General features: G+C 68.3%; 21 protein-coding genes and 1 pseudogene. 15 read left to right on the plus strand and 7 right to left on the minus strand.

Annotation, left to right across the window (positions count from 1 at the left end; translation table 11 throughout):
* Window positions 1-33 precede the first annotated feature (33 nt).
* The gene (locus NA12_RS03705; protein ID WP_084472331.1) at window positions 34-1,575 is read left to right on the plus strand and encodes a molybdopterin-dependent oxidoreductase; all 1,542 of its coding nucleotides are present in this window, start codon (window positions 34-36) and stop codon (window positions 1,573-1,575) included.
* Window positions 1,576-1,579: 4 nt separating this feature from the next.
* Here NA12_RS03705 and NA12_RS03710 read toward each other — a convergent pair whose 3' ends face one another.
* Both NA12_RS03710 and NA12_RS03715 read right to left on the minus strand, forming a co-directional pair.
* Complete coding sequence (locus NA12_RS03710; RefSeq protein WP_067445935.1) at window positions 1,580-2,053, minus strand: SRPBCC domain-containing protein; 474 nt, start codon at window positions 2,051-2,053, stop codon at window positions 1,580-1,582.
* Window positions 2,050-2,415 carry an ArsR/SmtB family transcription factor gene (locus NA12_RS03715; RefSeq protein ID WP_067445936.1) on the minus strand — a complete coding sequence of 122 codons (366 nt, stop codon included), beginning with the start codon at window positions 2,413-2,415 and terminating at the stop codon, window positions 2,050-2,052. The genes NA12_RS03710 and NA12_RS03715 overlap by 4 nt, the downstream gene beginning before the upstream one ends.
* A gap of 171 nt (window positions 2,416-2,586) precedes the next feature.
* On the opposite strand from NA12_RS03715, the pseudogene NA12_RS03720 reads away from it, so the two are divergent.
* Window positions 2,587-3,651 (plus strand): annotated as a pseudogene (locus tag NA12_RS03720) (magnesium and cobalt transport protein CorA).
* Here the strand turns inward: NA12_RS03720 and NA12_RS03725 are convergent.
* The 4 genes from NA12_RS03725 to NA12_RS03740 form a co-directional block, all read right to left on the minus strand.
* Window positions 3,593-3,976 carry a hypothetical protein gene (locus NA12_RS03725; RefSeq protein ID WP_067445937.1) on the minus strand — a complete coding sequence of 128 codons (384 nt, stop codon included), beginning with the start codon at window positions 3,974-3,976 and terminating at the stop codon, window positions 3,593-3,595. The pseudogene NA12_RS03720 and the gene NA12_RS03725 overlap by 59 nt on opposite strands.
* Before the next feature lie 193 nt (window positions 3,977-4,169).
* Window positions 4,170-5,267 (minus strand): methylmalonyl Co-A mutase-associated GTPase MeaB, encoded by a 1,098-nt coding sequence (gene meaB / locus NA12_RS03730; protein WP_084472332.1) that lies wholly within the window; start codon window positions 5,265-5,267, stop codon window positions 4,170-4,172.
* Complete coding sequence (gene scpA / locus NA12_RS03735) at window positions 5,264-7,528, minus strand: methylmalonyl-CoA mutase (RefSeq protein WP_067445938.1); 2,265 nt, start codon at window positions 7,526-7,528, stop codon at window positions 5,264-5,266. The genes meaB and scpA overlap by 4 nt, the downstream gene beginning before the upstream one ends.
* Window positions 7,528-9,399: a methylmalonyl-CoA mutase family protein gene (locus NA12_RS03740; RefSeq protein WP_067445939.1), complete on the minus strand. Its 1,872-nt coding sequence runs from the start codon at window positions 9,397-9,399 to the stop codon at window positions 7,528-7,530. Before NA12_RS03740 ends, scpA begins: the two co-directional genes overlap by 1 nt.
* A 173-nt stretch (window positions 9,400-9,572) precedes the next feature.
* Between NA12_RS03740 and NA12_RS03745 the strand changes: the two genes are divergently transcribed.
* The 7 genes from NA12_RS03745 to NA12_RS03775 all read left to right on the plus strand — a co-directional run bounded on the left by NA12_RS03745 (window position 9,573) and on the right by NA12_RS03775 (window position 17,437).
* Complete coding sequence (locus NA12_RS03745) at window positions 9,573-10,259, plus strand: TVP38/TMEM64 family protein (RefSeq protein WP_174551044.1); 687 nt, start codon at window positions 9,573-9,575, stop codon at window positions 10,257-10,259.
* Between the two features lie 50 nt (window positions 10,260-10,309).
* Window positions 10,310-11,251, plus strand: a complete 942-nt coding sequence (locus NA12_RS03750) for a glycoside hydrolase family protein (RefSeq protein WP_067445940.1) — start codon at window positions 10,310-10,312, stop codon at window positions 11,249-11,251.
* A 275-nt stretch (window positions 11,252-11,526) separates the two neighbouring features.
* Window positions 11,527-12,954, plus strand: coding sequence for a condensation domain-containing protein (locus NA12_RS03755; protein WP_067445941.1), 1,428 nt, complete (start codon window positions 11,527-11,529; stop codon window positions 12,952-12,954).
* 2 nt (window positions 12,955-12,956) lie between these two features.
* On the plus strand, window positions 12,957-14,213 hold the full coding sequence (locus NA12_RS03760) for a glycosyltransferase (protein ID WP_067445942.1): 1,257 nt from the start codon (window positions 12,957-12,959) through the stop codon (window positions 14,211-14,213).
* Window positions 14,210-15,172: an ATP-binding cassette domain-containing protein gene (locus NA12_RS03765; protein WP_067445944.1), complete on the plus strand. Its 963-nt coding sequence runs from the start codon at window positions 14,210-14,212 to the stop codon at window positions 15,170-15,172. The genes NA12_RS03760 and NA12_RS03765 overlap by 4 nt, the downstream gene beginning before the upstream one ends.
* Before the next feature lie 29 nt (window positions 15,173-15,201).
* Window positions 15,202-16,026 (plus strand): ABC transporter permease, encoded by an 825-nt coding sequence (locus NA12_RS03770; RefSeq protein ID WP_067445945.1) that lies wholly within the window; start codon window positions 15,202-15,204, stop codon window positions 16,024-16,026.
* A gap of 10 nt (window positions 16,027-16,036) precedes the next feature.
* On the plus strand, window positions 16,037-17,437 hold the full coding sequence (locus tag NA12_RS03775) for an amino acid adenylation domain-containing protein (RefSeq protein WP_067445946.1): 1,401 nt from the start codon (window positions 16,037-16,039) through the stop codon (window positions 17,435-17,437).
* A gap of 19 nt (window positions 17,438-17,456) precedes the next feature.
* Here NA12_RS03775 and NA12_RS34055 read toward each other — a convergent pair whose 3' ends face one another.
* Window positions 17,457-17,855 (minus strand): DUF779 domain-containing protein, encoded by a 399-nt coding sequence (locus NA12_RS34055; protein ID WP_067445947.1) that lies wholly within the window; start codon window positions 17,853-17,855, stop codon window positions 17,457-17,459.
* Between the two features lie 569 nt (window positions 17,856-18,424).
* Here NA12_RS34055 and NA12_RS03785 point away from each other — a divergent pair.
* The 6 genes from NA12_RS03785 to NA12_RS34060 are packed head-to-tail and all read left to right on the plus strand — an operon-like array spanning window position 18,425 to window position 24,556.
* The gene (locus NA12_RS03785; RefSeq protein WP_067445948.1) at window positions 18,425-19,474 is read left to right on the plus strand and encodes a 3-oxoacyl-ACP synthase III family protein; all 1,050 of its coding nucleotides are present in this window, start codon (window positions 18,425-18,427) and stop codon (window positions 19,472-19,474) included.
* Window positions 19,475-19,483: 9 nt separating this feature from the next.
* On the plus strand, window positions 19,484-20,383 hold the full coding sequence (locus tag NA12_RS03790; RefSeq protein WP_067445950.1) for a beta-ketoacyl-[acyl-carrier-protein] synthase family protein: 900 nt from the start codon (window positions 19,484-19,486) through the stop codon (window positions 20,381-20,383).
* Window positions 20,380-22,038: a fatty acid CoA ligase family protein gene (locus tag NA12_RS03795; protein ID WP_067445953.1), complete on the plus strand. Its 1,659-nt coding sequence runs from the start codon at window positions 20,380-20,382 to the stop codon at window positions 22,036-22,038. Before NA12_RS03790 ends, NA12_RS03795 begins: the two co-directional genes overlap by 4 nt.
* A complete protein-coding gene (locus NA12_RS03800; RefSeq protein WP_067445958.1) occupies window positions 22,035-23,078 on the plus strand; it encodes an NAD-dependent epimerase/dehydratase family protein in 1,044 nt (347 codons plus the stop codon). Before NA12_RS03795 ends, NA12_RS03800 begins: the two co-directional genes overlap by 4 nt.
* 60 nt (window positions 23,079-23,138) lie before the next feature.
* Complete coding sequence (locus NA12_RS03805) at window positions 23,139-24,341, plus strand: peptide synthetase (protein ID WP_067445959.1); 1,203 nt, start codon at window positions 23,139-23,141, stop codon at window positions 24,339-24,341.
* A 53-nt stretch (window positions 24,342-24,394) separates the two neighbouring features.
* Window positions 24,395-24,556 (plus strand): hypothetical protein, encoded by a 162-nt coding sequence (locus tag NA12_RS34060; protein ID WP_165914802.1) that lies wholly within the window; start codon window positions 24,395-24,397, stop codon window positions 24,554-24,556.
* Window positions 24,557-24,716: the final 160 nt, after the last annotated feature.

The raw sequence follows: 24,716 nt of genomic DNA on the forward strand, positions 1-24,716 counted from the left end.
CATGCCGACACTCGAAAACACAGGAGTGACAGCATGGTCCGCCCTTTCAACTACACGCGTCGCCATCCGGGCCGACTCGCGGCGGCCGCCGCCGCCGCGGCCGCCGCCGCGCTGGTCCTCGGGGTCGGACACTTCGTTGCCGTGTTCATCGAACCGGCCGCCTCCCCCTTCTTCGTCCTCGGCGCCACCGTGGTCGATCACACGCCGAAGTGGTTGAAGGACAGCGCGATCCGCTGGTTCGGCACCAACGACAAAGTGGCGCTGGCCGTCACGATGGCCGCAGTCATGGCCGTGGCCGCCGCCATCATCGGACTGGTGGCCCGTCGCAGTCCAGCATGGGCGGCCGGTCTACTGGGTGCTCTCGGTCTCACCGTCGCAGGCTTGGCACTGACGCGCCCCAGCGCCACACCGCTGTTCGCCCTTCCCGCGGTGGTCGGATCAGCGGCGGGCATGGTGGCACTGTGCGCGCTGTTCCTCGTGCCCGTCGACGAGGACCGGCAGGCAGGGCCGACGCGGCGAGGCTTCCTGCTGGCGCTGACCGCGGTGGCGGCGGGCGCCGTCGCCGCGGGCGCGGCGGGACGGATCATCGGCGCCCGTCTACGCGATATCACCGGCGACCGTGCGGCATTCGTGGTGCCCCGGGTCGCCGCGCCGGTGCCACCGGTCACCCCCGAGATGGACCGTGTCGTTCCGGGTCTCACCCGATTCATCACTCCCGCAACGGATTTCTATCGCATCGACACCGCGCTCCAGCTGCCCTCGCTGACCCGCGCGCAGTGGCGGCTGCGCATCCACGGCATGGTGGAGCGCGAAATCCGTCTCGACTTCGACGACTTGAGCAACCGGCGTGCCGTGGAGTCGCTCATCACACTCACCTGTGTCTCGAACGAGGTCGGCGGCGATCTCGCCGGAACCGCGCTGTGGACCGGATACCGCCTGACCGAACTGCTGGCCGAGGCGGGCCCCTCCCCCGACGCCGACATGATCCTGTCGCGCAGTGTCGACGGATTCACCGCGAGCACCCCGGCGGCCGCTGTACTCGGCAACCCCGATGCCCTGCTCGCCGTCGCGATGAACGGAGAACCGCTGCCTGTCGCACACGGCTACCCGGCGCGGATGATCGTGCCCGGCCTCTACGGCTATGTCTCGGCCACCAAATGGGTTGTCGACCTGGAGCTCACCCGATTCGACCGCGCCCAGGCGTATTGGACCCAACGAGGCTGGGCCACGCAGGCACCCATCAAAACCGCGTCCCGGATCGATGTCCCGGCGGCGTTCGCCCACCTCGATGCCGGACCGGTCACCGTGGCGGGGGTGGCGTGGGCCCAGGGCCGTGGCATCGCCGCCGTGGAGATCCAGGTCGACGAGGGACCGTGGCAGCCGACCACTCTCGCCGCCGCCTACTCCCTCGATACCTGGCGCCAGTGGACCTGGACCTGGGATGCCACACCCGGCACGCACGCCCTTCGCGTCCGCGCGGTCGACGCGACCGGATCGGTGCAGACCGACGCGAGAGCGACCCCGTTCCCCGATGGCGCGACGGGCAGGCACTCGCGCGTTGTCATGGTGCGGTGAACCCTCAGGCCTGGCCGACGAGATAGCGAACCAGAGCATCGACGAGGCCGAGGGTGCCTTCTTCGCGCTGGGCACCGGTGTCGAAACCGTCGAGGTGCGCGCCGAATTCGACCAGGGTGAGCTTGGTGCCGACAGTCGTGGTCTCGAACTCCCAGGTGGCCACCGAGGTGGAGATATGGGAGCCGTTGACCCACATGTCGTAGGTGTAGACGAGGCGTTCGTTGTCGATGATGTCGGTATAGGTCGCGACGAAACGGGAGGTCATCTTCTGATGGAAGGTGCCTTCGTTGATCTCGCGGCCGCCGACACGGAAGTCGATCGAGGATTCGCCCTGCTCCCAGCCCTCCTCGCCGCCGAACCACTCCGCCTTGACGGCGGGATCTGCGAAGGCCTGGAACACGACGGCGGGCGCAACGGGCACCTCGCGTTCGATGGTGAACTGAGCATGGTTGATGGAGCGGGTCACCGTGTCGGTCATTGTTGTTCTCCCTCTGAGTTTCTCATTGATTCCACGAGTAGTGCCGTGAGCCGGTCCACCTGCCGTTGCACCGGCGGACGTTGACGGTGCAGCCAGTCGATCGCCGTCCCGAAGGCATCCGGCACCAATTGGTAGGTGCGCACACGGCCGATCTTCGCCGAGCTGACGAGCCGACCAGCTTCCAGCGCCTTCAAGTGCTGCACGATCGTCGGGAGCGCGACCTCGAACGGTGCGGCGAGATCCGACACCGATGCGGGCCCACGCGCCAGCCGTTCGACAATCGCGCGACGAGTCGGATCGGCCAATGCCCGAAAGACGCTGTCGAGTCCGCCGTCCGGTTCGTCGCTCGAATACTTAGGCACATACCTAAGTATTTACGACCGGGCGGATTCGCGCAACCCCCGCTTCGGTTGCGAACGCGTCGGCCACCGTGGGATGCTGCGGCACGATCGAAGAGAGCGAGGTGCACGATGGTCGACAGCCCTCGCGTCATACCCGCTCCCCCCGGGACCCGGCGCGGTCTCGGAGCCCGGGTGGCGGATTCCCCGCTCCTGTCGCGCAGCAGACGCCGAGCAGTCGACGTTCGTCAACCCTCGGTGCCGACCGCGCGCGCCATCATCGACTGCGCCGCCTATGTCGACGGCAAGCGCCTGCCGGGCCGGTTCACGCCCGAGACCGCACTGACCGAAATCCGTGCGCGCGGTACGGGTTTCGTGTGGATCGGCCTGTTCGAACCGGACCTGCGCCAGATGGGCGAGATCGCCACGACGTTCGGGTTGCACGAACTCGCCGTCGAGGACGCCGTCACCGGCAGGCAGCGCCCGAAGTTCGAACGCTACGACGACACCATGGTGACGGTGATGCGGACGGTCGCCTACGTCGAACACGATATGCACACCGTCAGCGAGATCGTGCAGACCGGCGAGATCATGGTTTTCCTCGGCCCCGATTTCGCCGTCGCGGTCCGCCACGGTGAACACAACGAACTCACCGCGGTCCGGCGTCGACTCTAGGCCGACCCCGATCGGCTGGCGCTGGGCCCCGGTGTGGTGCTGCACGCGATCGCCGATCATGTCGTCGACACCTACATCGATGTCGCCCAGGCGACCGAGTTCGACGTCGAGTCGATGGAGGAAGAGCTCTTCAGTCCGCGCAGCGATATTCCGATCGAGGCCATCTACCAGCTCAAACGCGAGATCGTCGAACTCCGCCGCGCGGTGCGCCCGCTCGCCGGCCCACTGCAGACCCTCACCGCGCCGCGCACTCCCCTGCCCAAGGAAGTACGCCGGTACCTGCGCGACGTCGCCGACCATCACAGCGGTGTCGCCGAACGCATCAACGACCTGGACGAAACCCTCACCACCCTCGTGGGCGCCGCGGTGGCCAAGATCGCGGTCCAGCAGAACACCGACATGCGCAAGATCTCCGCCTACATCGCCATCCTGGCCGTTCCCACCATGATCGCCGGCATTTACGGCATGAACTTCGATCACATGCCCGAACTCCGGCAGACCTGGGGTTATCCGGCCACTTTGATCGTCATGGCCACCATCTGCGCTGCCCTGGTGGTCGCCTTCCGCCGTATCCGATGGTTGTGAACGCCGCCATCGGCCCGATTCTCGTCATCAGGACAGCGCACAGGGCCAGGGAGCCGATGATGCTCTTCCACAGGCGAATCACCGCCTGGTCGAGAATGATGCCGATGCGGTCGGCGCAGGTGGTGGCTTCGGCGATGGCCATGCGGTCGTTGACCAGAGCGGGATCGCTGAGGATCTCGTCCAAGCGGACGCCAGCGATCGCCTGCTCGCGGGTGAGCGCGAACTCGGGAAGCCAGGTGAGTCGCCATCGGCCGTCGTCGCCGAGAGTGGCACGTTCGGGAGTGCGGTCACTACCGATCGTTCGGTCCGTGCGGAAGATCGCCATCAGTGCCTCCTAGGGGGGCAGCTTCCACCTTCCACGGTCCCCGAAAAACCCTCCAGACAACAGCTGGCAAATAGACAATCGGTCGACTATCCTGCGGGCGATATTCCGACCTACCTGCGTAGACAGTCGGCGAAGGCCTCCGGTCGGCCGGTTATCGGCTGTGCCAGCGAATTCGCAGTGACACAGCAGTCATCTATTCGCCGTCGAAGGCGCTCAGAATCGCCTCGGCGGCGAGGGCGGGAGTGAGCGATCCCACACGAACGTCCGCTTCCACCCGCGCGCGAACCTCTTTCACGTTCGGGTTGTCCGTGAGGCGACGCAGGATCTGGTCGTGCACCATGGTCCAGGTCCAGTCGACCTGCTGGCGGCGACGCTTCTCCGCGAACTCGCCTGCCTCGGTGAGTACTCGCCGATGGTCGAGGACGGTGGCCCAGAACTTTTCGAGGCCGATACCTTCCAGGCCACTCATGGTGAGTACCGGCGGTTTCCACAGCGCGTCGTGCGGGTGGATCAGGCGCAGGGCGCCCGCCAGCTCGCGGGCCGCGCCCTTGGCTTCGATCTCGTGCTTGCCGTCGGCCTTGTTGACCGCCACCAGCTCGGCGAGTTCCAGCACGCCTTTCTTGATGCCCTGCAACTGATCTCCGGTGCGAGCCAGTGTGAGAAAGCAGAACACGTCGACCATATTCGCGACGGTCACCTCGGACTGACCGACGCCGACGGTCTCCACGAGGATCACGTCGTATCCGGCGGCTTCCAAGAGCACGATCGTCTCGCGGGTCGCCTTGGCCACGCCACCGAGCGTGCCCGCGGTCGGCGACGGCCGGATGAACGCGTCGGCTTCCAGCGACAGCCGCGCCATCCGCGTCTTGTCACCGAGGATCGAGCCACCGGTGCGGGTCGACGACGGGTCGACCGCGAGGACCGCGACCCGATGCCCCTTGCCGAGCAGGTACATGCCCAGCGCGTCGATGAACGTGGACTTGCCGACACCGGGAACCCCGGTGATACCCACCCGGTTCGAGACGACACCGCCCGGTTCCGCGGCTACCCGCAGCAGCAGCTGCTGCGCGAGTTCCCGATGATCGGAACGGGTGGATTCGACCAGTGTGATCGCGCGAGCCAGCGCCGACCGCTGCCCCGCCTGGATCTCCGCGGCGAGCGCGTCGACGTCGATCGTGCGGCGAACGCCAACGGCGGTCCGGCCCTCGTTGCGTGGCGAACCGACGCCCGCGGTGGTCCCGAGCCGAGGGTGCGCGTCGGCACCCCCGGCCGGCTGTGCGGCGTCGCTCATGCCGGTGTGCCGCCACCGATCTCGTGCCCGAGAGCCGCGCCCAGCTTCTTCAGCAGGTCGATGGCCGCGTCGGCGATGACGGTGCCGGGCGGGAAGATCGCCGCCGCACCGGCCTCGTAGAGCTCGTCGAAGTCACCGGGCGGGATCACACCGCCGACGATGACCATGATGTCGGGACGACCCACCTCGGCCAGCGCCTGTCGCAGCGCGGGCACCAGCGTGAGGTGACCGGCGGCCAGCGAGGACACACCGACGATGTGCACGTCGTTGTCGGCCGCCTGGCGCGCCACCTCTTCGGGCGTCTGGAACAGCGGGCCCACATCGACGTCCATGCCCAGGTCGGCGAACGCGGTCGCGATCACCTTCTGGCCACGGTCGTGTCCGTCCTGACCCATCTTGGCGACCAGGATGCGGGGACGACGCCCCTCGGCCTCGCCGAACTCCTCGACCAGCGCGATGGCGGCGCCGATGTTGGATGCCTTGCCTGCTTCGTCACGGTACACACCGGACAGCGTACGGATTTCGGCCTGATGGCGGCCGTACACCTTCTCCAGCGCGTCGGAGATCTCACCGACGGTGGCCTTGGCGCGCGCCGCGTCGATGGCCAGGGCGAGAAGATTGTTCTCCGCGCCGCCCTCCGACGATGCTGCCGCACGGGTCAATTCGGCCAATGCCTGCTCCACGGCGACCGAATCACGTTCAGCGCGAAGACGTTCCAGCTTCTCGATCTGCTCGGCACGCACCCGCGAGTTCTCGACCTTGAGAACCTCGACCGCGTGGTCCTCTTCCACCTGGTACTTGTTGACGCCGATCACCGGCTGCTGCCCGGTGTCGATGCGCGCCTGGGTCCGCGCGGCGGCCTCTTCGATGCGCAGCTTCGGAATGCCCTCCGAGATCGCCTGTGCCATCCCGCCGTGCGCCTCGACCTCGGCGATGTGGGCGCGCGCCCGCTCGGCGAGCTGATGGGTGAGCCACTCGACGTAGTACGAACCGCCCCACGGGTCGATCGGGCGGGTGGTGTTGGACTCCTGCTGGATGAGCAGCTGGGTGTTGCGGGCGATGCGGGCGGAGAAATCCGTCGGCAGGGCCAGGGCTTCGTCGAGCGCGTTGGTGTGCAGCGACTGGGTGTGCCCCTGGGTGGCGGCCATCGCCTCGATGCAGGTGCGCGCCACATTGTTGTAGGCGTCCTGCGCGGTCAGCGACCAGCCCGAGGTCTGCGAATGTGTCCGCAGCGACAGCGATTTCGCGCTCTTGGGTTCGAACTTCGACACCAGCTCGCTCCACAGCAGACGCCCCGCGCGCAGCTTGGCGACCTCCATGAAGAAGTTCATCCCGATGGCCCAGAAGAACGACAGGCGCGGCGCGAACTTGTCGACATCCATGCCCGCGGCGATCCCGGCCCGGATGTACTCCACCCCGTCGGCGAGGGTGTAGGCCAGCTCCAGATCGGCTGTCGCACCGGCCTCTTGGATGTGGTAGCCGGAGATGGAGATCGAGTTGAACTTCGGCATCTTCGCGCTGGTGAAGGCGAAGATGTCGGAGATGATCCGCATCGAGGGCTTGGGCGGGTAGATGTAGGTGTTGCGGACCATGAACTCTTTCAGAATGTCGTTCTGAATGGTTCCGGCCAACTGCTCGGGCGTGACACCCTGTTCTTCGGCGGCGACGACGTAGAGCGCCAGGATCGGCAGCACCGCGCCGTTCATGGTCATCGACACCGACACCTGATCCAGGGGGATCTGGTCGAAGAGCTGACGCATGTCCAGGATCGAGTCGATCGCGACACCGGCCATGCCGACGTCACCCTGGACGCGAGGGTGGTCGGAGTCGTAGCCACGGTGGGTGGCGAGGTCGAAGGCGACCGAGAGCCCCTTCTGACCCGCCTGCAGGTTGCGGCGGTAGAAGGCGTTGGAATCGGCGGCGGTGGAGAAGCCCGCGTACTGGCGGATGGTCCACGGCTGATTCACGTACATGGTCGGGTACGGGCCGCGAAGGAACGGCGCGACGCCGGGTACTGTGTCGAGCGGATAGCCCTGCGCGACAACAGCATCCCGGTCGGCCTTGGTGAACACCGGCGGCACGTCGATGCCCTCCGGGGTCGACCAGACCAGCTGCTCGGGCGTGGTGTGGTTCGCCGTCGCCGCTTCGGCCACGAACGCGCTGATCTGCTCGGCGTCGACATCGGCCGACGCAGGCGCGTGGTCGGCGAGCGGCACCTCGGCGAAACTGCCGATGATGTGCTCGATATCGGATGTGGTCATCAGGCTCCCACCTTCTCCAGCAGCTGAGACAGGACCGCCACCGCGTCGATGCGCAGGGCCAGATACCCGTCGGGACGCTGCGTCCCACTGTATTGCTCGACCGACTTCTCCGCTCCGGCCAGCAGCACGGTCTCGACTCCGGCGGCCCGCAGGGCGTCGGTGGCGGCGCCCGCCTGTTCGCCGTAGCGCTTGTCGGCACCACACAGCACCGCGATGCGCGCACCGGATTCGGTGGCGGCGGCAGTGATCGCGTCGACCGTGAGCGGACCGGGGTTCACCGATTCGATGCCGCCCGAGGCGAGCACGTTCGCGGTGAAGATGGTGCGCGCGTTGTGTTCGGCGACCGAGCCGAGCGGCACGATCAACGCCTTCGGGCGGGCGCCGTTGGCCGCGAGGTAGGCATCGGAGCGGTTGCGCAGCGCTTCGAAAGCCGCGCCGTACCGTGCGTTCGGGCCGGGTTCGCGGGCCTGCTCCGACAGCGGGGTCTCGGCGAGGTTGGGGAACTCGTTGACGCCGGTGACCGCGGTCCGGCGATGGGCGACGTCAGCGGCGCGCGTGGCGGCGGTCTCGGCGATCCGGGCCGCGAGCACCCCGGCATCGAGCGCGGCGAGATAGCCGCCCGCCGTCTCGAGCTCCTGCATGAATTCCCATGCCTTGGCGGCGAGTTCGTCGGTCAGCTTGTCGACGTACCAGGAACCGGCGGCCGGGTCCTGCACGTGCCCGAGCCGGGATTCCTCGAGCAGCAGCAGCTGGGTGTTGCGAGCCAGTCGCTGGGAGAACGTGGTGGACACGCCGAGTTCGCCCGCGGGCAGAGCCGCGTCGAAGGGCAGCACGGTCACCGAATCGGCACCGCCGACGCCGGCGCCGAACGCGGCGAGCGTGGTGCGCAGCAGGTTCACCCAGGGGTCGCGCTGGGTCATCATGGCGGCCGAGGTGATCGCGTGCTGCGGCGCGGCGCCGAAGGCGGGCGCACCGGCGACCTGGGCCACTCGGGCCCACAGGCGCCGGGCCGCCCGGAATTTCACGATGGTGGCGAACTGGTCGTCGGTCGCGGCGAAGCGGAATTCGAGCTGACCGAACGCGTCGGCGATGTCGACGCCGGCGTTGGTCAGCAGGCGCAGGTAGGCCAGACCCGCCGCGACGGCGGCGCCCACTTCCTGTGCGTCGGCGGCACCGGCGTTGTGGAAGGCGATGCCGTCCACCGTGATGGCGCGGACGGTCTCGGGCCGGGCGATCGCGCGCACGGCCAGTGCCACGGTCTCGGCCTGGTCGAGGTCTTCGGCGCCGGCGAAGGCACTGGTCAGTGGGGCGGCGCCGAGGCCGACCCGGACCTGCGCGCGCTCGGCGATCGAGTACCCGTCGAGCACGTCGAACACCCGCTCGGCAGCGGTGCTGGTGGCCGCACCGGCCACCAGCGTCAGCGGGGCCAGCTCGAACAGCATGCCGCGCAGGGCGACGGCGATGTCGTCGACGGCCACGCCGTGGGTGCCGACGCCGAGCGCGATCGCGCTGACGCCGTTCTCCAGGCCGGTCAGGATCGCCCGGTTGGTCGCTTCGGCGTCGCCCGCACCGGCGAACGCGCCGACGAACCAGCCGCGCTGCGGGTCGCGGGTGGCGTCGCCACCGCGCACATACGGGAAGGATCCGGGCAGCGGCTGCTCGGGCAGCTCGTCGCGGCGGGTGTAGAGCGGGGCGATCGTGAGCCCGTCATAGGTGGTCTCGTCGAGCAGATGTTCCGGTTCGGCGGGGAGCTCGGAAGCCTCGACCCGTCGCGCTTTCGCCAGCACACCCGCCACGCCCTTGCGCCACGCGGCGTACTCGGGCACCGGATCCGGAGCGAGCCCCGCCCCGGACTCTGAACCAATCGGCATAGCTGCTGTTCTCTCTTCCATTCGACGACCACACCCCGGTGTGCTGGGAGGTCCGTGAAATCCCACAAACGGGCCAACCGCGAACCAGGATGTATCCGGTTGCTCATGATGCTATCTGTGACAGGGTGTCCACCCACTCGGCCCATCCCCTACCGGCCGGTACGCTGACCCGGGTGTCCCGACTGATCCGCTCGCCGCGCCTGCTCATCGCCATGGCCGGGCTCGCCACGCTGTTCGTGGTCGCGATGATGGTTCCGTTGCCGGGCCCGCAGCTGATCCGCGACTGGGCCGGTGACGCCGGGCCGCTGTTACCGGTGCTGTTCTTCCTCTTCTATGCGGTGCTCGCCGTCGCCCCCGTTCCGCGCACCGTGCTCACCGTGACCAGCGGCGTGCTGTTCGGCCCGGTCCTCGGTTCGGTCATCGCCATGGCCGCCACGGCGGTGAGCGCGACCGTGGCACTGCTCGGGGTACGCGCGCTGGGCCGCGAACGGGTCGCCGACCACCTCACCCACCCCGCGGTGCGGGCGATCGACGCGCGGCTGGCCCACCGTGGTTGGCTCGCGGTCGCCGCGCTGCGGCTGATCCCGCTGGCGCCGTTCTCGATCGTCAATTACTGCTGCGGCCTGTCCTCGGTGCGGGTCCGGCCCTACCTCGCCGCGACAGTGATCGGTTCGGCGCCCGGCACGATCGCGACGGTGGTGCTCGCCGGATCGCTGGCCGGCGATACACACCCGATCGCGATCACCGTCTCGGCGATCTGCCTCTCGCTCGGCCTGATCGGGCTGATCGTCGACGCCCGATTGCCGGTGGACCCCACCGCGGTCGACGGGGACGCCGAACCGGTCGTTGTCACCCGCTGATCGGCGAGTCTCCCCTGCCGCCGCGGGATTCGACCGGATAATCATCGGCCATGGCGATAACCGTGGGCCGACGATCCGCACTCGCGCTGCTCGCCGGGCTGCCACTGCTCGCCGGTGGAAAGGCCAGGGCACAATCCTCGCTCGGCCCCGGCGTCGGCATCGACCCGCCACGCACCCCGATCCGCTACACGATGACGGCTTTTCGCGCCGACAACGACACCACGCTCGCGGTGTACGAATCCAGCGACGGTACCGATTTCGTTCCGGTCAGCACGCACGCGTTCACCCCACCCACCGGCCTCGTTCGCGACCCCAGCGTGCTGGCGCACACCGACGGCGCCTATTACCTCACCTATACGATCGCCGGTGACGCCACCGCGATCGGCTTGGCACGCAGTCGAGACCGGATCAGCTGGACGTTCCTCGCCAACGTCCCGATCCTCGTGCCGGGACGGCTGGAGGGTGCGTGGGCGCCGGAGTGGTATGCCGACGCCGCGGGCCGAGTCGGGATCATCGTCTCGCTCACCTGGGGTCGCGGTTTCACCCCACATCTACTGATCCCCCTCGATGCCGGACTCACGACGTGGGCGCCGCCGTTGCCGCTGGCGGGTCTCGGTCCGAGCGGGCCCGGCTCGCTGGGCTATATCGACACCACACTGCAACGACTGGACGGGCGACTTTTCGCGTTCGCGAAGAACGAGGACTCCAAGCTGGTCGAGCTGGCCGTCGCCGATCGTCCGCTCGGCCCCTACACTTTCGTGGCCAGGGGCGACTGGGCCGGGTGGGGCGGTCCACGCGAAGGACAGTCGGTGGTCCCCCTCCCCGGCGGCGGCCATCGCATCTACCTCGACGCCTACGCCGACGGCCGGTACTACTTCAGCGACAGCTACGACGGGTTCCGCACCTGGTCGGCGCCGACCGAACTGCCAGGCCTGTCCGGGGTCGTGCGGCACGGCACGGTGCTCCCCGAATTCGGGCCACTCACCGACTGAGCGCACCAGTGCGGACGGAATGTCCATTACCTCAAAGACCCAGTTTATGTCGGGATTTCGACACAGAGTGAAAGTGATATTGTTCATATCACCCAATAGTGACCAAGTGATATTTCACAAATCCGTCCGGTTATAAGCTGTAGACTCGGGATAACCCAGGGTTCGCCGGAAGCATCCGGTGCGGTATCCAGAGCAACATCGGTGACGCTGCTGAGGTCACCGAGTCCCCTTTCGTTCGTGCCGTTCTCGGCTTTTTCCCCTTGAGGTGACCCGGTATGGAATACACACATCTCTCCGAATTCCGGATTCGCTCCGGCGATCTGTCGATCTGGACTCCCGACACCATCACTACCGATACCTGGACTGACGACCAGCGCCCGCTGGCCAGCGTGCACGAGCAGTACCTCGGCTTCCTCGATCCCGAAGACCCTCGACCGGGTCGCGGTCGTTGGATCGGCACCATCTTCGAAATGGACGCCCCCCTCGACGAGCAGGCGTGGGCGACCACGCTACAGCTGTGGCACGATCGCCACGAGGGCTTTCGCACCACCGTCGCCCCCACCGGCGACGGCGGCTATCACCGGGTGACCACCGCCCCCGGCACCGTCCGGGTCACCGGCGTTCCGGTCGCCGAACCGACCGACGGTGACGACATCAACGAATACCTGTGCGAGCTACTGGAATTGCGCCTGTCGGCCCTGATCTGGCCGCACCTGCTCGTCGCCACCGTCGCCCACGAGACCGCCGACTTCACCGTGCTGGTCGGCGCCGATCACTCGGTACTCGACGCCTACTCCCAGGCGTTGCTCATTCTCGAACTGCGCACGCTCTACACCGCGGTCACCACCGGCGGCGAGATCCGCGACTCGGGCACCTTCGGCAGTCCCGCCGACTACGCCGTGATCGAGCGCGCCGCGGCCGAAGAGCTGACCCCCGACTCGCCCGCCGTCACGCTGTGGGGCGAATTCCTCGGCGCCCCAGGCTCGCCCATGCCCCGCTTCGCCGCCGACCGGATCGCCCCGCTGAACGGTGAACACGCCCAACCCAGCGTGTCGCGCACCCTGCTCACCCTCGCACAGCTCGAAGAGGTCGAGGACGTGCTGGAACGAGTCAAACACCGGCTCTCGGTGACCGTGTTCGCCGCGCTGGCCATCGCTACCCGAGAGACCTTCGGCGAGAACCGATTCCGCACCATCATGCCTATCGTGACCCGGCCCGACCTGACCTGGCTCGAATCGATGGGCTGGTTCGTCAATGTCGTGCCGGTCGATATCACCCTGCCCCCCGGCGCCGACATGGCCGTGGCGCTGGAGCACACCCGCACCGCGCTCAAGCGCTCCCGCCACTGCAACGAAGCCTCCTGGGGACGATCGTTGGCGATGGCCGGCGCGACCGAAGGCCCGACCTCGGGTGCCTCGTTCCTCGACATCCGCATCCTGCCGGACTACGAACTGGTCGCCGACCTGCGCGGACGCACGCTGCGGGCAGTGTCGTACTCCACCGACGAGACGTACTTCTGGATCGTGCGCGGTCCCGACGGTCTCTACGTGTCCACCCGCTACCCCGCGGGCCTGCCCGCCGAGGTGATGGACACCTTCCTGGCCGAATTCGCCAGGGCCATCTACGCGGTGACCACGATCGCGGCGCCGATCACGGCCGTGCCTACCATCGAGACCGCGGCGGCGGCGCTGAGCGCGGGCTGACAATGCGCGCACTGCTGGCCTTCACCGGAAGCCGCGGCGATGCTCAACCCGGCATCCTGCTGGCCCGCGAGCTGCTGGCTCGCGGGCACTCGGTGACACTCGCGCTCTCGCCCAATCTCGTCGAATTCGCCGCCACCCACGGCATTCCCGCGATCGGTTTCGGCCGCGACAGCGCCGAGATGCTGCACACCCAGCACCACGATCGGCGGTTCCGTAGTCCGGACCCACGCCAGCGAGTGCGCGCGGTGCTGGCCTTGCAGCGGCGCGGGGTGGCCCACGCGCTGCGGGAACTCCACGTCCTCGCACCCGGTCACGATGTGCTGGTCACCGGGATGGCGGGCGAGGAGACGGCGGAGAAGGTCGCGCGCAGAGTCGGATTGCCGTTGGCCGCGGTGCACTTCTTCCCGATCCACCCCAATCGCTCGGTCCCGGTGATCCCCACCGCGTGGGGGGCCCGGATTCCCGGTGCGCTCAACCGTCGCATCTGGTCGGCGCTGAGGTGGGCGCGCGACGCCGCGCTCGCCCTGCCGTTCGCCGAGTTCGGAGTGGTGGAACATCCACTGCCGGACCGGGTCTCGATCCAGGCATACGACGTCGACCTGTTTCCGGGGTTGGCGGCCGAACTGCCGGATCGGCACCCGATCGTCGGGTTCGCCGTCGATGTCGACGGATACCTCGGCGGTTCGGTCGACGCCGAGCTGGCCGCGTGGCTCGACGCGGGGCCGGCACCGGTGTATGTCGGCTTCGGCTCGATGGCGCTCGGCGATCCGGCGGCGCTGCTGAGCGTGCTGCGCACGGTGTGCGCGCGGCGCGGGCAGCGCCTGCTGCTCGCCGCCGGGTGGGCGGGCATCGAACCCGTCCTGACCCCCGAGGTGGCGATCGTCGAACAGCTCGACCATGCCACGGTGTTCCCACGCTGCGTCGCCGCGGTCCATCACGGCGGTGCCGGAACGACCGCCACCGCGCTGCGAGCCGGTGTGCCACAGGTGATCTGCGCGATCCAGGCCGACCAACCGTACTGGGGTCGCGCGCTAGCCCGGCTCGGCCTGGCGGGCACCGTGCGCGCCGCCGATCTCGACGAGCGTCGTCTCACCGCACTGCTGGACCAGGTGGCCGCACCGGATGTCGCGTCACGGGTCGCCGATTACGCCGGCCGGTTCCGCGACGACGGCGTGTCCCGGGCCGCCGATGAGGTGGAAACCCTTGTCCGCCTGCCGTTTCCGAAACCAGCCCTCGACCATGCCGGGAGGCTCGGATGAGCACCGAAATCGCCGTTCGCACCAGCGGACTCGGAAAATCCTACGGTGACTTCACCGCGGTCGGCAGCGTCGACCTCGACATCGCGGCCGGCTCGGTGTTCGCGATGCTCGGCCCCAACGGGGCGGGCAAGACCACCACGGTGCGCATGCTGGCGACCCTGCTGCGACCCGATCGTGGCACCGCCGAGGTGTTCGGCTACGATATCGTCTCCGAGGCCACGGCCGTCCGATCGATGATCGGCCTCACCGGTCAATACGCCTCGGTCGACGAAACCCTTACCGCCGCAGAGAATCTGCGCCTGTTCGGTCGCCTGCTCGGGCTGTCGCGCCGGGAGGCGGCCGGGCGCTGCGACGAATTGCTCGAGCAGTTCGAGCTCTCGTCCGTGGCACGCCGCAGTGTCAGCGCGTTCTCCGGGGGCATGCGGCGACGACTCGACCTGGCGGCGACCCTGATCACCGTGCCACCACTGATCTTCCTCGACGAGCCGACCACGGGCCTGGACCCCCACACCCGCGAACGCATGTGGGGCATCGTGCGTGGCCTGGTCGAGCGGGGAGCGACGGTACTGCTGACCACCCAGTACCTCGACGAGGCCGACGCGCTCGCCGACCGGATCGCGGTCATCGACCGGGGCAACCTCATCGCCGAGGGCACTCCGTTGGAGCTGAAATCCTCGATCGGTGACCAGGTTCTGCGCCTGGACATCCCCGACACCGCGGACCTGCGACGCGCCGAGGCGCTGATCCAGGACCTCACCGGCGAGATCCCCGACGGGTCGTCGACCGGCACCTTGACCGTCGCCCTGTCCGAGGTCGCGCTCGGCGCCGACATCGTCGCGGCCTGCCGCGAAGCGGGCATCGCCCTGCGCGGCTTCGCGGTGGACCGACCCGATCTCAACGAGGTGTTCCTGGCGTTGACCGGACACACCCACACCGCCGACCGAGCCGACGTGGCGTGAGCGACCTACGCGAAACTTGGAGGCCCGCAATGACTCTCGCTGTCGAGACCGCACCGGCTCCCACTCGGGTCGTGCGCGCGCCGCGCGTGACCCGCGTCGGCCCCGTCGCCGCGCTCCAGCACGCACTGATGATGGCGTGGCGCGGACTGTTGACCTTCCGGCACAGCCCACAGTTGCTCTACGACGCCATCTTGCTGCCGATCGTCGGGCCGATCCTGTTCGGCAGCATCTTCGGCACCGCCATCGCGGGCAGTATGGCGGCCTATCTGCCGATCATGATTCCGGGCGTGCTGGTCCAGATCGTGCTCACCTCCTCGGTCGCGACCGGCGTGCAACTCTGCGAGGACATCCATTCGGGTGTTTTCGATCGCTTCGTCGCCATGCCGATCGCCCGCTCGGCACCGGTTGCCGGAACTTTGCTTGCGGGGGCGGTGCGCTATCTCATCGCCGCGACCACGGTCGTGATCGTCGGATTCTGCATGGGCTATCGACCCGAGCACACCGCAGGATTTCTGGCCGGCGCGGTGTTGGTCGTCGTCGCGACAACCGCGATCAGTTGGTTGTTCGCCTTCCTCGGTGCCACGATCGCCCGCCCGGCCGCCGTGCAGGGCATGTCGATGCTGGTGCTGACCTTCCTCGGCTTCGCCTCCAACGCACTGGTGCCCGAGGAATCCATGCCGACCTGGATGCGCCACGTGTCCGACCTGAATCCGGTGTCCTACCTGGTCTCCGCGGTGCGCACGCTGGCTGCCGACGGCACGGTCGGCGCCGACGCCGTGTGGTCCCTGGTCGCCTCGGTCGTCGTGGTCGCCGTATTCGCGCCGTTGACCGTGCGCACCCTCCGTTCCCGATGAGGAGTACCCGATGACTGTCACCAGCCCTGCCAACACTTCCCCTGCCACCGCGCGGGCCACGGGTTCCGTCGGCCTCAACCGGATCACCGCCGACGACGACCTGTTCTTCAAACTGCACAGCCTCTACCCGAACGCCCTGGTCAACCAACTGGCGTACCGCTTCGACACCGCCGTGGACCGGGATCTGCTCGCCGACTGGCACGCGCACCTGGCGACCGGGTTCATCGCGCGGCGGGTCCGCACGACGCGTTTCCCGATCGCCCGCGCGCACTGGGAGCCCGCCACCGAATCACTGCCGTTGCGCTGGTCGGACACGCCGATTCCCGAAAGCCGGGTCCTCGACTGGTTTCTCGAGCAGGCCGCGGTCGAGTTCGACCCCGAGCGCGGGCTCGTGTGGGAGCTCGCGGGCGCGCCACTCGAATCCGGTGGCACCGTGGTCACCTTGGTCGCCTCGCACGTGGCGTGCGACGGCGGCGCCATGATGCACGCGATCGTCGACTCCCTGGACCGGCTCAACCGCGGGCAGGCACCCGACCGCCTCGCCGGCGCGGGCAGACTCGTCGGCCCGGTGGCAGGCGCGGGCCGTTTCGCCGCCGACCTCGCCGATGCTCGCGGGCAACTGCGTGCCGTCGTTCGCGGCATCGGGGCGGCGCGCCGGGCACGCGGGGTCAGTGAACCGGCCCGCAACCCGCGGCCCGCCGCGCCACGGCTGCCGCACGCCGATACCTGGCAGGCCGCCGAGGCCATCGTCCAGCTCGACCTCGCCGACTGGGACGCGGTGGCCGCCGCGCACGGCGGCACCACCAACGGCCTGCTGATCGGCGTCGCGGTCGGGCTGCTCGGGCGCAGCGGCCGTGTCGCCGACGGCGCCGAGGTTCGCGTCGACATTCCGCATTCGATGCGCCAGGCCGACGACCCCCGCGCCAACGCCACCACCGGGCTGCCGATCAGCGTCGGCTACCGCGCGGGCGAACGCGCCGATCTGCCCGCGATCCGCGCGGCGCTCAAGGCCGCGGGCCTGGCCTACCGCGATCCGGCGACCATCCCACCCATCCAGCACCTGCAACCGGTGCAGATGTTGTTGCCGAAGGTGGTCCTGCACCGGTTCGCCCGCACCGCCAAGGCGCCGGAATGCCTGTGCACCAATATGGGTCGCACCGCGCAGAACATCGCGGTCCTCGGGTCACACCGCGCACGCGACGTCATCATGCGCCCGGTGGTCAATCCCGGTCCTGTCGAGTTGTTCCGCCAGGTAGAGGTCGGCGTCAATCTCGCGTTCTCCTGCGATGACGACACCGTGACACTCGTGGTCACCGGCGGCGACCCCGACCGGTTCCCCACCCGCGCGGCACTGCGCGAGCTGTTGGCCGCCGAGTTCGCGGACTGGGGGCTGACGCCGCGCTTCTGGTGAAAGGCTCGCCGGTTCGGGTCTAGGAGGCTTCCTCGACGAAGCCGGCAGCAGCGTCGACCTGATCGATCCGCAGCGCGAACCGGAATCCGCACGCGGCCTCGAGCGAAGCGGAACCTCCCTGCGCGCGGTTGCGCACCTCGACGCTCACATCGAGGTCGTCGAACCCCACGTGGAACCGTTGCGCCATCCACAACGGGGTGTGCCACGCCGTCTGCCCGGCGAGCACATCGCCGGGACCGGGCCGGAAGTCCCGCAGCCGCACGCAAACCGGCGTGTACCCGTCGGTGTCGGGCGCGAGGTACAGCACCACCGGGCCGTGCATCTCGATCAGCAGTCGCAACACCCGCAACGCGTCATCACTGGCTTCGACCGCACGGTGGCGATGATCTACCTTGCGGCCGTGTGGATGTCGAACCATAGTGCACTCCTCGCTACTTCTGGACGGTGAATCGCGTTCGGAGCACACTATGGTGGCGCAAGGTTGGTCCGGGGTTGGTGCCCGGCCGATTCCGCGCGGATCGTGGCACGCCCGGCGACGATGACCCACCGGCCAGGCCGCCGCTTCGAGTAGTCGCTCGGCCGCGCGTCGCCGGTCGGCGGACTGGTTCTCGCAGACAAAGTTCACGAGAGCGCTTGTGCTCATAAACCAAGTCCGCCTGTCTCAAAATTAATTCGACGGCGTAAACAATCGTGAAGTGACTCACTGCGTGAGCACCGTTCCGCAGCGCCGCATCACCGCGACGAAGTCGATCCGATCGATTGCCGTACTATTGCCAACAATCGAGTAATTGCCTCCTCCCAGGTGATATGCGCCACCGTAACGGGTTGCCGGAATTCCCGTAACACTATGTCGCACAAACATTTTCATGCCGAACAGTGCGCTGGATCACTGCACCTGACGACGCCGAACGACCGGTAGGGTTCGATTCCACCGGCACTAGCGTTTTCGTCCGGCAACCCATTCTTCGACCGCATCCGGGAGCTCACGTGTCACAATCGCGTTTCGAATCCATCGGGGCATATCTTCCGTCGAACATCCTGTCCACCACCGAATTGATCTCCCGGCTGGCAACGCCGCCGTCCTTCGATCTGGAGCGCATCACCGGCGTGAAAGAACGCCGGGTGCGCGACACCCGCCCGGAATCGGTCGAGGACTCGTTCACCCTCGCCGTCAACGCCGCGCAGGACTGCCTGTCACGGTCGCGCTACGCGCCGGGCGAGCTGGACGTGATCATCTCGTGCTCGATCACCCGCAGCAACGACGGCACCCGCATGTTCATGGAGCCCTCGTTCGCGTCGACGATCGCCAAGACCGTCGGCGCCGAGCGGGCCATCACCTTCGACGTCTCCAACGCGTGCGCCGGAATGCTCACCAGCACTTACATTCTGGACCGGATGATCCGCTCCGGCGTGGTGCGCAACGGCATGGTGGTCAGCGGCGAGGCGATCACCCCCATCGCCGAGACCGCGGTGAACGAGATCACCGAGAAATACGATCTGCAGTTCGCGTCGCTGTCGGTGGGCGACTCCGGGTGCGCGATCGTGCTCGACCGCGCGGTCGACGACGCCGACAAGATCCACTACGTCGAATTGTTCACCGCCGCGGAGCATTCGCACCTGTGCCTGGGCATGCCGAGCGACAAGTCCTCGGGCGTCGCGCTCTACACCGACAACCGCAAGATGCACAACGAGGCGCGGTTCCTGCTCTGGCCCGACGCCCAGGGCGACTTCCTCGAGCAGCAGGGTCGCGACTTCGCCGGCGAGCAGTTCGACTACATCATCCATCACCAGTTCGGCGCTGCCGCGGTGCCCTATATCAACGCGGTGGCCGCGCGCGAGTTCGGCGCCGAGATCCCGCCGGATCTCAATGTGATCGAGAAGTACGGAAACACCTCGACCACTTCACATTTCATCGTTCTGCACGATCAGCTCGCCGACGACAACATCGCGGCGGGGTCGAAACTGCTCATGGTGCCCGCCGCGTCGGGCGTCGTCGCGGGGTTCCTGTCCGCCACCATCTCCTCCCTGAAGGTCTGAGGTCAACACATGGGCATCCGCATCCGCGCCACGGGCACGAGCACGTCGACCGACACCCACAGCGTCGTCACCCACAGCGGGCGCGCCGCCGCGCAATGTCTGGAGCGGGCCGGCGTCCGCCCCGACCAGGTCGGCGTGCTGATCAATACCGGCGTGTTCCGCGACTCGAACACCGTGGAACCGGCAGTGGCCGCGCTGATCCAGAAGGCGGCGGGTATCGGGCTCGACTACACCAAGGCCGATCCGCGGACCTTCTCCTTCGATCTGATGAACGGCGCGGTCGGCGTCGTCAATGCCGTCCAGGTGGCGGGCTCGGTCTTGACGACGGGTAGTACCGAGCACGTCCTGATCGTCGCGGGCGATACGCATCCATCGTTGGCCAGGTCGAGCGCCGACGCCGAATTCCCTTATGCCACCTCGGGTGCCGCGCTGCTGCTCGAGCAGGTCGACGACCCCGAGGGCTTCGGCCCGGTGCACACCGCGACCGCGCCCGGCACTCCCGCCGGACAGGCCTACGTCGACACGGCCGCCATGGGCACCGTCGGACGAACACTGATGACGGTCGAACGCGAACCCGACTACGAGGACCGAATCCTCGCGGTTGCCACCGACGTCGCGCACTCCGCGCTCACCGACCTCGACACTGCTACCGTCGCGTTGATCGCGTCCACCCCGAGTCCGCGTTTCCCCGGGCGGCTCGCCGACGCGCTCGGCATCGACCAGGCCGCGGTGCGGGTACCCGACCTGTCCGACGGCGACCCGCACACCGCCGCCCTGCCGTTGGCCTACGCTCGCGCGAACGCCGAGGGCACTCTCGCCGGCTACACCCACGTGCTGTTCGTCGCCGCGGGTGCGGGCCCGTCCGCGGCCGCCACGCTGTACCGACTACCCGCGGAGACCACGGCGTGACGACGGCGACCTACTGGGCGACGATCGACCGGTTCCGGGCGCTCGCCGACCAGGAGCCCGATCGCGAGGCGGTCATCTATCCCGACGGCACCGCCGCCGACGGGCTGCCCGAGTACCGCCATCTCAGCTACCGCGACCTCGACCGCTGGTCAGACGCCATCGCCGAACATCTCACCGATTCCGGGGTGGGCAGCGGCACCCGCACCATCGTGCTCGTGCTGCCGAGCCCGCAGCTGTACGCGATCCTGTTCGCGCTGTTGAAGATCGGCGCCGTTCCGGTCGTCATCGATCCGGGCATGGGCGTGCGCCGCATGGTGCACTGCCTGCGCGCGGTCGAGGCGGAGGCGTTCATCGGAATCCCGCAGGCGCATGCCCTGCGGGTGCTGTTCCCGCGAAGTTTCCGGCGCGTACGCACCACGCTCACCGTGGGGCGTCGCTGGTTCTGGGGTGGACCGACCCTGGATTCGTGGGCTCGCACCCCGTCGGGCACGCTGCCCGAGCGAGTTCCCGCCGAGTCCGACCAGTTGCTGATCATCGGATTCACCACGGGCAGTACCGGTCCCGCCAAAGCCGTCGAGCTGACGCACGGCAACCTCGCCGCGATGGTGGAGCAGGTGCATGCCGCTCGGGGGAACACCCCACCCCACACCTCGCTCGTGACGCTGCCGCTGGTCGGTGTGCTCGACCTGCTGCTGGGATCGAGATGTGTGTTGCCGCCGCTGATTCCGAGCAAAGTCGGCTCGACCGATCCGGCGCACGTGGTCGACGCGATCCAGCGTTTCGGGGTGCGCACGATGTTCGCCTCGCCCGCGGTCCTCATCCCGCTGCTGGAACGGTTGCGCGCGCATCCGGTCGAGCTGGACTCGCTGGCCAGCATCTTCTCCGGTGGCGCACCCGTTCCGCACTGGTGTGTCGCCGGATTACGCGAGGTCTTGCGCCCCGATGTCGAGATCTACGCCGGATACGGCTCGACCGAGGCGCTGCCCATGTCGACGATCGAATCGCGGGAACTACTCGACGGTTTGGTCGAACGCGCCACCAGCGGTGCGGGCACCTGCATCGGCAGGCCCACCGATCGCGTGCGGGTACGGCTGCTCGCCATCAGCGATGACCCGGTCGCGACCTGGGCCGACACCGAGGAACTCGCCCCGGGCGAAGTCGGCGAGATCGTGGTCACGGGTCCGAATGTGAGTACCCGCTACTACTGGCCCGCACAGGCCAATGCCGCGGGCAAGATCAGCGACGGCGCGCGGACCTGGCATCGCACCGGCGATCTGGGGTGGCTCGACGAGCAGGGTCGAATCTGGTTCTGCGGGCGCAAGAGCCAGCGGATCACGACCATGCTCGGCCCGATGTTCACCGTGCAGGTCGAGCAGGTCTTCACCGCGGTCGCCGGGGTCGCGCGGACGGCGCTGGTCGGTGTCGGCGCCCCCGGCGCCCAGCGACCGGTGCTGTGTGTGGAGCTCGAACCCGGCGCGGACGCGATGGCCGCGCTCACCCGATTGCGCACGCGCGCTACCGAATTCGATACTCTGGTGCCGATCACGGAGTTCCTCGTACATCCGAGCTTCCCTGTCGATATCCGGCACAACGCCAAGATCGGCCGCGAACAACTCGCCCGCTGGGCCACGAAGAAACTGGACTCGCGACGATGAAGATCCTGGTCACCGGCGCGTCCGGATTCCTCGGCGGCGCCATCGTGCGGGCGCTGATCGCGGCGGGCAACGACGATGTCTCGATCCTGGTGCGGCGCACCAGCGTTCTCGACGATCTGGGCCCCGCCGCCGAGCACGTCACGCTCGTCTACGGCGACCTCGCCGACGCGGCGTCTCTGCGCAGGGCCACCAGCGGCATGGACGCGGTGATCCACAGCGCGGCGCGGGTCGACGAACGCGGTACCAGGGACCGCTTCTGGACCGAGAACGTGCGGGCCACCGAGCTCCTCCTGGACGCGGCGCGCCGCGGCGGCGCGAGCCGGTTCGTCTTCATCTCGAGTCCGAGTGCCCTGATGGAGCGAGACGGTGGCGATCAGGTCGAGGTGAACGAGTCGCTGCCCTATCCGAGTCGCTATCTCAACCACTACTCCGAAACCAAAGCCGCGGCCGAACGTGCCGTACTGGCCGCTGACACACCGGAATTCACGACGGTGGCGCTGCGGCCGCGCGCGATCTGGGGCGCGGGCGACCGATCGGGGCCGATCGTTCGGTTGCTCGACCGGACCGCCGCGGGCTCGCTGCCCGACCTGTCCTACGGTCGCACCGTCGAGGCCTCGCTGTGTCACGTGGACAATATCGTGCACGCCAGTCTGCTGGCGGTGCGCTCGGACGCGGTGGGTGGCAAGGCCTATTTCATCGCCGATGCCGAGAAGACCGATGTCTGGGGATTTCTCGGCGAGGTCGCCACTCGCCTGGGACTGCGGCCCCCGACGCGCCGACCGAACCCGCGCGTGCTCGCCGCGGTCGTCGCGACCATCGAGACGATCTGGCGCATACCGGCGGTGGCGAATCGCTGGTCACCACCGTTGTCGCGCTATGCCGTCGCGCTGATGACACGCACCGCCACCTACGACACCGGGGCGGCACGCCGCGATCTCGGCTACGCGCCCGTGGTGGATCGCGACACCGGTCTGACCGAATTCCTGGCATGGCTCGACGAACAGGGCGGCATCGAAGTGCTCGCCGAGGACCTTCGATAGTTCGCGGCGTGTGCTCGCCCGACACCTTCGCGCACCACCGACGACGCCCAGGAGGCAATCATGAACGGCACCAACGTTTTCCGTCGTCCGGTGACGACCACCGAGCGGATGTACTTCCCGATGCGCGAGCTGGCCCCGCCGTTCCTCATGCAGCTCGCGATTCCCGGTGAGGGCAACATAGACCCGGAGTCATTGCGCTCAGCGGTAACCATCGCAGCGGCGGCCACCCCCGGCGCGCGACTGCGACGCCGCGGCGACGAATGGGTCGACAGCGACATCGTCCCGGCCGTGCGCGTGGTCGACCACCGGCTGAGCTACCCCGCCCTGGAAACCGATCCCGTCCTCACCGGCGCGATCGGACCGACCGCTGATGCCACCGTCGAGGTACTCCTGCTCACCGGCGCGCCGACAACACTGATCTTCCGCGTCTTCCACGGTGTGATGGACGGCGTCGGCATGGTGACATGGGCGAGGAACGTGCTGCGCGCACTGCGCGGCGAGGATCCGGTTCCCCAGCGCGATCCGATCGCCGACCAGGAGCTCGTCGCGAAAGTCGGCGCCGCGGGCAGGCCGACTCCGATGATCCCGCGCTACCGCACCGCCCTCGGCCGAGGCCGGCAGCATCGCGATCTCGCGCCCCATCTCCTGCGTCATCGCCGGATCGAGGCCGCCGGTCCCGGCGCGCTGGCCCGCGTCTGCGCCCTGCTGGCCGCCGAGACCCCCGGCACTTCGCGCATCATGATGCCCGTCGACCTCCGTCGCCACGATCCCGACCTGCGCTCCACCGCCAACCTCGCGCTGCCCCTGTTCCTCGATATCGAGCCCGGTCGCGACTGGACCTCGATCAAGGACCAGATCAAATCGGGACTGCGCGAACGGCGCGAGCTCGATCAGCTGGCCAACACCCGCATCACGCTGATCCCGGACTCGATCAATCGCGGCGTGTTGCGCGCCACGAACTGGCTCGGCGCCCGCCTCGACCGAAACCTCGCCTCCGCCACCGTCTCCCACATGGGCCGATTCACTACCGATGAGCTCGCCGTCCCCGGCTTCCGGCCGACCGGACTGTTCGTCCTGCCCCAGCACAGCGTCGCCATGCCCCTGCTGTTCGGGCTGACCGAGTTCGACGGCCACACCGACCTGACCGTGTCGGCCCGCAACGGCGCGGGGATCGAGTCCCGCCTCGAGGCCCTACTCGATCGCATCGTCGCGATGCTCGAAGCCGAACTTCCCACCCACAGCCCGGCGGACCGGTCACAGTAGCCACACCCGCACCATCGGCGACCCGGGTCGCCACCGTGACTATCCTGGACCTCGTGGGCATCATCGGCGAACTCTTCCCAGGCAAGAAGCTGCAGAACGAAGGCAGCGGCGACTCCAACGGCCAACCCCACCTCGACTTGGACCTCGAAGCAGGCGTCATCCGCGTTTCCGGCACTGCCACCCAGCGCCCGACCGACGACGAACCCGACGCCTGACCGGCGCTCATCGCCGGTCGCGCGCGATCCACGGGTCGTCGGTCACCGACCGCGCACCGTGCCCGATCGCGGCGCGGCCGGTTCGCCAGGGTTATCCACCCAGAAAGGCCGTCCACGCGAGCACCGAAGCGGCGAGCGCGTCCTCCCATTCCGGTTTCCG

Origin of the sequence: Nocardia alba NBRC 108234 (assembly GCF_001612665.1) — a bacterium.
In the GTDB taxonomy this organism is placed as follows: Bacteria; Actinomycetota; Actinomycetes; order Mycobacteriales; family Mycobacteriaceae; genus Nocardia; species Nocardia alba.